The sequence below is a fragment of the Mycobacteriales bacterium genome (assembly GCA_040902655.1).
Lineage (GTDB): Bacteria > Actinomycetota > Actinomycetes > Mycobacteriales > SCTD01 > SCTD01.
Genome location: JBBDWV010000025.1, coordinates 125176 through 131496, shown reverse-complemented (window position 1 = coordinate 131496; position 6321 = coordinate 125176). Strand labels below are relative to the sequence as shown.

Annotated in this window: 9 protein-coding genes; 5 read left to right on the top strand and 4 right to left on the bottom strand. The window is 71.2% G+C overall.

Going from position 1 to position 6321, the window contains the following annotated elements; all coding sequences use genetic code 11:
• Window positions 1–504: 504 nt before the first annotated feature.
• The gene (locus tag WD794_07885) at window positions 505–1557 is read left to right on the top strand and encodes an ATP-dependent DNA ligase (GenBank protein MEX2290230.1); all 1053 of its coding nucleotides are present in this window, start codon (window positions 505–507) and stop codon (window positions 1555–1557) included.
• Between the two features lie 14 nt (window positions 1558–1571).
• Here the strand turns inward: WD794_07885 and WD794_07880 are convergent, their stop codons facing one another.
• Window positions 1572–1952 (bottom strand): hypothetical protein, encoded by a 381-nt coding sequence (locus tag WD794_07880; protein ID MEX2290229.1) that lies wholly within the window; start codon window positions 1950–1952, stop codon window positions 1572–1574.
• A 44-nt stretch (window positions 1953–1996) separates the two neighbouring features.
• On the opposite strand from WD794_07880, the gene WD794_07875 reads away from it, so the two are divergent.
• The 3 genes from WD794_07875 to WD794_07865 all read left to right on the top strand — a co-directional run bounded on the left by WD794_07875 (window position 1997) and on the right by WD794_07865 (window position 4100).
• Window positions 1997–2236, top strand: a complete 240-nt coding sequence (locus tag WD794_07875) for a hypothetical protein (GenBank protein MEX2290228.1) — start codon at window positions 1997–1999, stop codon at window positions 2234–2236.
• 387 nt (window positions 2237–2623) lie between these two features.
• Window positions 2624–2974 (top strand): phage holin family protein, encoded by a 351-nt coding sequence (locus WD794_07870; protein MEX2290227.1) that lies wholly within the window; start codon window positions 2624–2626, stop codon window positions 2972–2974.
• Between the two features lie 253 nt (window positions 2975–3227).
• The gene (locus WD794_07865) at window positions 3228–4100 is read left to right on the top strand and encodes an acyl-CoA thioesterase II (protein MEX2290226.1); all 873 of its coding nucleotides are present in this window, start codon (window positions 3228–3230) and stop codon (window positions 4098–4100) included.
• Here the strand turns inward: WD794_07865 and ligD are convergent.
• The 3 genes from ligD to WD794_07850 are packed head-to-tail and all read right to left on the bottom strand — an operon-like array spanning window position 4097 to window position 5780.
• Window positions 4097–5119, bottom strand: coding sequence for a non-homologous end-joining DNA ligase (ligD, locus tag WD794_07860; GenBank protein MEX2290225.1), 1023 nt, complete (start codon window positions 5117–5119; stop codon window positions 4097–4099). The two genes, WD794_07865 and ligD, sit on opposite strands and share 4 nt — an antisense overlap.
• Window positions 5119–5487, bottom strand: coding sequence for a PIN domain-containing protein (locus tag WD794_07855; GenBank protein ID MEX2290224.1), 369 nt, complete (start codon window positions 5485–5487; stop codon window positions 5119–5121). The genes ligD and WD794_07855 overlap by 1 nt, the downstream gene beginning before the upstream one ends.
• Before the next feature lie 8 nt (window positions 5488–5495).
• The gene (locus WD794_07850) at window positions 5496–5780 is read right to left on the bottom strand and encodes a type II toxin-antitoxin system prevent-host-death family antitoxin (GenBank protein MEX2290223.1); all 285 of its coding nucleotides are present in this window, start codon (window positions 5778–5780) and stop codon (window positions 5496–5498) included.
• A gap of 66 nt (window positions 5781–5846) precedes the next feature.
• On the opposite strand from WD794_07850, the gene msrB reads away from it, so the two are divergent.
• Window positions 5847–6317: a peptide-methionine (R)-S-oxide reductase MsrB gene (gene msrB, locus WD794_07845; protein MEX2290222.1), complete on the top strand. Its 471-nt coding sequence runs from the start codon at window positions 5847–5849 to the stop codon at window positions 6315–6317.
• Window positions 6318–6321: the final 4 nt, after the last annotated feature.

Sequence of the window (6321 nt, the reverse complement as noted above, 5' to 3'; positions counted from 1 at the left end):
ACGTCTCCCACTCGTCCAACGCGACGCTGACGACCGCCGCGAGCAGAACAAGCGCCAGGCGGTTCGTCCGGTCTTGATCGGCACACCCGAGGCTGTGAGTCGACGGGCCGCCTCGTCCAGCGCGCAGTGCTCGTCGGCGACCCACTGGAACATCTGCGCGTCATGACGGTGGCGGCCATCACCTTCGCCTTCATGCTGCGGCGAGTGCGCTTGCGGATCTCGGCTGCTGCGCCGACCGCCTTCTCGTCCGCCCCCTGCTGGTGCTCCTCGTCGAAGGGGTCGATCTTGCCGCCCTCCACGCTCAGACAGAGACCTGGACAGCGCCTCGCCTGAGAACCGCTCCAGCGACTGCACGCCGTGCACCCGGGCGACGCTCTTGTTGACCTGGTGCTGGTTCTCGACGCTGCTCTGCCTCTCTGTCGAGAAGCGGGCGTAGGCCACCCCCAGCCCAGGCTCTGACGACGGCACCGTCGCGACCATGCCTCCCCCGGCAGGATGCTCCTCATGGACCTCCCTGTCATGCCTCCCGTGAAGCCGATGCTCGCCAAAGCCGTCCCGGACGTCCCAACTGGCGATTACCTCTACGAACCCAAGTGGGACGGCTTCCGCTGCATCGTCTTCCGCGACGGCGACCAGGTCGAGCTGGGCAGCCGCAACGAAAGACCGCTGACGCGCTACTTCCCGGAGGTCGTCGAGGCGGTCAAGGCGCAGTTGCCGGCCCGCTGCGCGGTCGACGGCGAGATCGTGATCGCCGCCGGGAAGGGGCTGGACTTCGAGGCGCTGCTGCAGCGGATCCATCCTGCCGCGTCGCGCGTGACGATGCTGGCTGCGACGACGCCGGCGTCGTTCGTGGCCTTCGACCTGCTTGCACTCGACGAGGAGTCCCTGCTCGACCGGTCGCAGGCAGAGCGCCGGGCCCGGCTCGAACAGGCCCTCGCCGGCGCCGCGCCCCCCGTCCACCTCACCCCGCTGACCACCGACCCGGAGCTGGCGCGCGAGTGGTTCACGCTGTTCGAGGGTGCCGGTCTCGACGGCGTGATCGCCAAGCCGGCCGGAGGGGTCTACGCCCCGGACAAGCGCACCATGCTGAAGGTCAAGCACGCCCGTACCGCCGACTGCGTCGTGGGTGGTTACCGCTGGCACAAGAGCGGGCCTGTCGTCGGGTCACTGGTGCTGGGGTTGTACGACGACGCGGGGGCGCTGCAGCACGTCGGGGTTGCGGCCGCCTTCCCGATGGCCCGGCGCGCGCAGCTGGTCGAGGAGCTGGAGCCCTACCGGCTCCCGGACGGCGCCGAGCACCCGTGGCTCGGCGAGGCCTCGTCGCAGCGCAGCCCGGGCGATACGGCGTCCCGCTGGAACCGCGACAAGGACATGTCGTTCGTGCCGCTGCGGCCCGAGCTGGTCGTGGAGGTGGCCTATGACCACATGGAGGGCGCGCGATTCCGACACACCGCACAGTTCCGCCACTTCCGGCCGGACCGCGACCCGGCCTCCTGCACGTACGCGCAGCTTGACCGGCCGGTGCGCTTCGATCTCGGCGCCGTGCTGACCCACTGAAGCAGCTCGTGCCGCTACGGCGGCTGGGGATCCGGCGTACGGGCCGCGCGGGCGACCTGCACCGCCCACAGCACCAGCGGGACCTGCAGCGGCAGCCGCGCCAGCGCCGCCCAGCGCGGAACGCTCCCCGGCTCGACGGCGAGGTAGAGGTTGGCCGGGAAGACCGCCACGAACAGCGTGGCCGTTGCGAGCCCGCCAGCGCGCCGGGTCCGGGGCAGGGACACCGCCGCCGCGCAGACCAACTCCGCAACACCGCTGGCGTACGTCCAGGCCCTGGGGCGCGGCAGGAACGGCGGGATCAGCCCGTCGTAGGGCTCCGGGCGGGCGAAGTGCAGCAGCCCGGCGCCGGTCAGCACTCCGGCGAGCAGGTACGGCGACCAGGTCCGGAGTCTCACCCGCGCAGTGTGCGGGACCGGGCGCCAGCGGGCACGGTGAGGGCATGACCGCCGCACCGCACAGCCCGCTGAACCTGCGGCTCGTCCTGGCGCTGTTCGGCACGTCGACCTGCCTGCTGCTGGGGGTGCTGACGCTGCGCGCCTTCGGCGTGGGCGCGTCGCTGTTCCTGTTCGCGCTCGCCGCCGTGGGCGTCGTGGACCTGGTCGTCATCGTGCGCCGGCGGGGCGCCCGCTCCCGCGCGCACGTCGGCGCCGACCATCGGCACGACTCGTTGTTCGAGTAGCCACCGGCCGCCACAGCTGTCCCGTGGCGGGGCCGTCAACGGTCTACGTTGGCCTGCGTCACCAGCTGGTGACGCAGGACACATCCCCGGAAGGACGTTCTCATGCGACGGATCCTCGCGAGCCTCACGCTGGCCCTGCCCATGGCGCTCGGCTCGGCATCGACCGCCAGCGCCGACCACACCGGCTGTGAACACCAGAAGACCGGTCAGGCGCACCAAAGCGTGCCGCACCAGAACCAGGGCACTCACACAGCCCACTCGAGCATCCCCTACTGCCCGCCGGAGGACGCTCCCCGCTAGCAGCGGGCCCGGCCAGGTCCGGGCCCGCGACGACGGCGACGGCCGCCCGCGTCGACCCTGCCGGCGTTCCGGGTGCATGATCCCTGCGTGCGCCTCCTCGCGAAGTTCCTCGTCATCGCCGCCGCCGTCTGGATCGTGGCGGCCGTCGTGCCCGGCGTCGTCGTCCAGGAGGGCGTCGAGAGCTACCTGCTCATCGCGCTCATCTTCGCGGTGGTCAACCTGCTGGTGCGGCCGGTACTGAAGCTGCTGGCCTTCCCCTTGCTGCTGCTGACGCTGGGGCTGTTCCTCATCGTCATCAACGCCGCCATGCTCGGGCTGACCGCGCTGCTCACCGACCGGCTGTCGATCGACGGTGTCGGGCCGGCGGTCCTTGCCTCGCTGGTCATCAGCGCGGTGACCTGGGCCGGGGACAACCTGCTGGGGTTGAAGAAGGGCTGACCGCTTCGCCGTCGTCGCGGGTTCGATCCATGACCAGGATCATCTGAGGGGCCAGTCGCGCATCAACATGTGCCGCACTGCGCGGTATACACGACAGGTCAATTTTTCCCGAATGTTGACCTGTGGTGCACACCCGCCGACAGCACACCCACATCCGCGGAGCGGCACATCGCCACGATCCCGGCGGGTCGAGCTCGGCCGCGACTGACCCACCTGCGTCGGCGCGCTGTTGGCATCCTGGGAGACTGCCGACGTGACGGACACCGGGGACCAGACACCGCTCGACCAGTTGGTCGACCTGCTCGACCTCGAGCGCATCGAGGTCGACATCTTCCGTGGCAAGCAACCGACCGCATCCTTGCAGCGCGTCTTCGGTGGCCAGGTGGCAGGTCAGGCACTGGTCGCGGCTGGGCGTACCGTGCCGGTCGATCGGCCGGTGCACAGCCTGCACGCCTACTTCCTGCGCCCGGGCGACCCGAGCATCCCGATCGTCTACGAGGTGGACCGGATCCGGGACGGCCGCAGCTTCACCACCCGCCGGGTCGTCGGGATCCAGCACGGCAAGCCGATCTTCAACCTGTCCGCGTCGTTCCAGCTCGTCGAGACGGGATTCGAGCATGCGTCGACGATGCCGGAGGTGCCAGAGCCCGAGAGCCTGAGCACGCTGTCGGACCGGATGCGCCCGTACGCCGACGAGCTCGACGGCTGGTACCTGCGTCCGCGGCCGATCGACGTCCGCTACGTCGGGGACCCGCCGCGGGTGGCCAAGGACAGCGGCTCCCGCCAGCCGAGCTCGCAGGTGTGGATGCGCGCCGACGGCACGCTGCCCGACGATCCGCTGCTGCACGTCTGCGCGGTGACCTTTGCCAGCGACATGACGCTGCTGGACTCGACGCTGCTCAACCATGGTCTGGCCTGGGGCACCGGCGACGTCCTCGGCGCGAGCCTGGACCACGCGATGTGGTTCCACCGGCCCTTTCGCGCCGACCAGTGGTGGCTGTACGACCAGGAGTCGCCATGGGCCGGGGCCGCCCGCGGGCTGGCACGGGGCAGCATCTACACCCGGGACGGCCAGCTCGCCGTGAGCGTCGTGCAGGAGGGCTTGCTGCGCATCCCGACCCGCTAGCCGCGTTTTTTCGCGCGGCTGGGCTGGACCCGCAGCGGCTCGCCTTCCTGCTTCGCGAACTGCGGCGGGTACGGCGCCTCGCCCTCGCCCTGCCGGTCGTAGAGCTCGAGCAACGGCGCCAGGTCGTGCGCGATGTCGTCGATGGCGGCGTGCACGTCCCCGAGGGCGGCGACCCGGTCGCGCACGGTCCAGATGTCGAAGTCGGCGATCTCGCAGGCCATCAGCTCGTCCCAGGTCACCGGCGCGCTCACCGTCGCCTGGGGACGGGCCCGGACGCTGTACGCCGAGGCGATGGTCTGGTCCCGTGCCATCCGGTTGAAGTCGACGAAGACCCGCTCCCCGCGCTGCTCCTTCCACCACTGCGCGGTGGCCAGGTCGGGCCGGCGGCGCTCGAGCTCACGGGCCACCGCGATCGCGGCGTGCCGCACGTCGGTGAAGCTCCAGTCCGGCCGGATCCGGACGTAGACGTGCACCCCCTTGCTGCCGCTCGTCTTCGGGAAGCCGACGAGGTCCAGCTCGTCGAACAGCGCCCGCAGCTCGAGCGCGATCTCGACCACCTCCGGCCACCCGCTGCCCGGCATCGGGTCGAGGTCGATGCGCAGCTCGTCGGGCCGCTCGACATCCCCGCGCCGCGAGGGCCAGGGATGGAAGTCCAGGCAGCCGCTGTTGGCGGCCCAGGCGACGTGCGCGACGTCGACCGGGCACAGCTCGGTCGCCGACCGCCCGCTCGGGAACGCGACGGTCACGGTCTCGATCCACGGCGGCCGGTTGTCCGGGACCCGCTTCTGGTAGATCGCCTCGCTCTGCGCCCCGCCAGGGTGCCGCTTCATCACGGTGGGACGCTCGCGCAGCCCTCGGACCACGCCGTCCGCGACCGCCAGGTAGTACTCGACCAGGTCGAGCTTGCGGCCGCGGCCCTCCGGCAGGCCCGAGAAGTAGGTCTTCTCGGGATTGGTGACCTTGACCGTCCTCGGGCCGGAGGGGGTGTCGATCTCGAGTTCGACGAACGGGGACGCCATCAGACGACCCGCACGTCGACGCCGATCATGCCGGCCATGCCGGCGTCCTGGGTGTAGAGCGGAAGGCCGTGCACCCGGGCGGTCGCGGCTATCAGGGAGTCCACCGGGGCGTAGCGCACGCCACGGCGCCGACCGTCGGCGCGGATGTCCCCGCAGGCAAGCGCTACGGGGCCGTCCACCGGCAGGGCCGGCAAGCTGCGCGCGGCGACGTCGTAGGTCGCACGTCGATCTGCCAGGGCCTGCGGCTCTGCCGTCAGGACGCCCAACCACAGCTCCTCCAGGGTGAGCACCGAGATGCCGGCATGGGACGGCACCTGCTCCTGGATCAGCCGGCGCTGCTCGAACCCGACGAGGATGCTGGTGTCCAACAGCGCGATCAGGGTGAGGTCCAGGGGTCGTCGTCAGCGCCGTCCGAGCGCATCTCGCGGATCTGTTCGTCCACCCGCTGGAGCGCCGCCACGGCTGCCGGTGTCGGCGGTGGCCGCTCGGCCAGCCCGGCGACGAAGGCGGCCACCGAGCCCGGACGCCGGGCCTCGACCGGGCGCAGCTCGGCCACCGGCCGGCCAGAGACGGTGACGACGAACTCCTCGCCCGCCTCGACGCGGCGCAGCACTGCGCTGACGTCGTTGCGCAGCTGCCGCTGCGGGATCGTCGTGGCCACACCCCGACCGTAGCAACGAATTGCTACGACGGGAATCCGCCGGGCCGGCTGGGCGCTGCAGCGGTCATGACCTACCAGGTGACCAAGGACGACGAGCAGTGGCGGGCCGAGTTGACTCCGCAGGAGTACACCGTGCTGCGCCAGGCCGGCACGGAACGGCCGTCCACCGGCGAGTACAACGACACCACGACCGAGGGCGTCTACTCCTGCCGGGCCTGCGGCAACGAGCTGTTCCGCAGCGACACGAAGTTCGACTCGCACTGCGGCTGGCCGAGCTTCTACTCGCCGCAGGCCGGCGACGCGGTCGAGCTGCGGGAGGACCGGTCGCTCGGCACGGTGCGCACGGAGGTGCTGTGCGCGCGGTGCGGCAGCCACCTCGGCCACGTCTTCGACGACGCGCCGCCGACCCCCACCGTGGACGGCCGTCAGACGCAGCGTTCCGACTGGAAGCAGCCTGCGGGGCTGGAGGACGGCGCGCTGCGCTACTGCATGAACAGCGTGAGCCTGCGGCTCGCGCCTGCCGAGGAGCGCGGGTAGCTGC

What these genes read in the sequence shown, in the direction of transcription:
- WD794_07885 (MEX2290230.1), top strand. Translation starts at nt 505, where the DNA reads ATGGACCTCCCTGTCATGCCTCCCGTGAAGCCGATGCTCGCCAAAGCC.
- WD794_07875 (MEX2290228.1), top strand. Translation starts at nt 1,997, where the DNA reads ATGACCGCCGCACCGCACAGCCCGCTGAACCTGCGGCTCGTCCTGGCG.
- ligD (MEX2290225.1), bottom strand. Translation starts at nt 5,119, where the DNA reads ATGGCGTCCCCGTTCGTCGAACTCGAGATCGACACCCCCTCCGGCCCG.
- msrB (MEX2290222.1), top strand. Translation starts at nt 5,847, where the DNA reads ATGACCTACCAGGTGACCAAGGACGACGAGCAGTGGCGGGCCGAGTTG.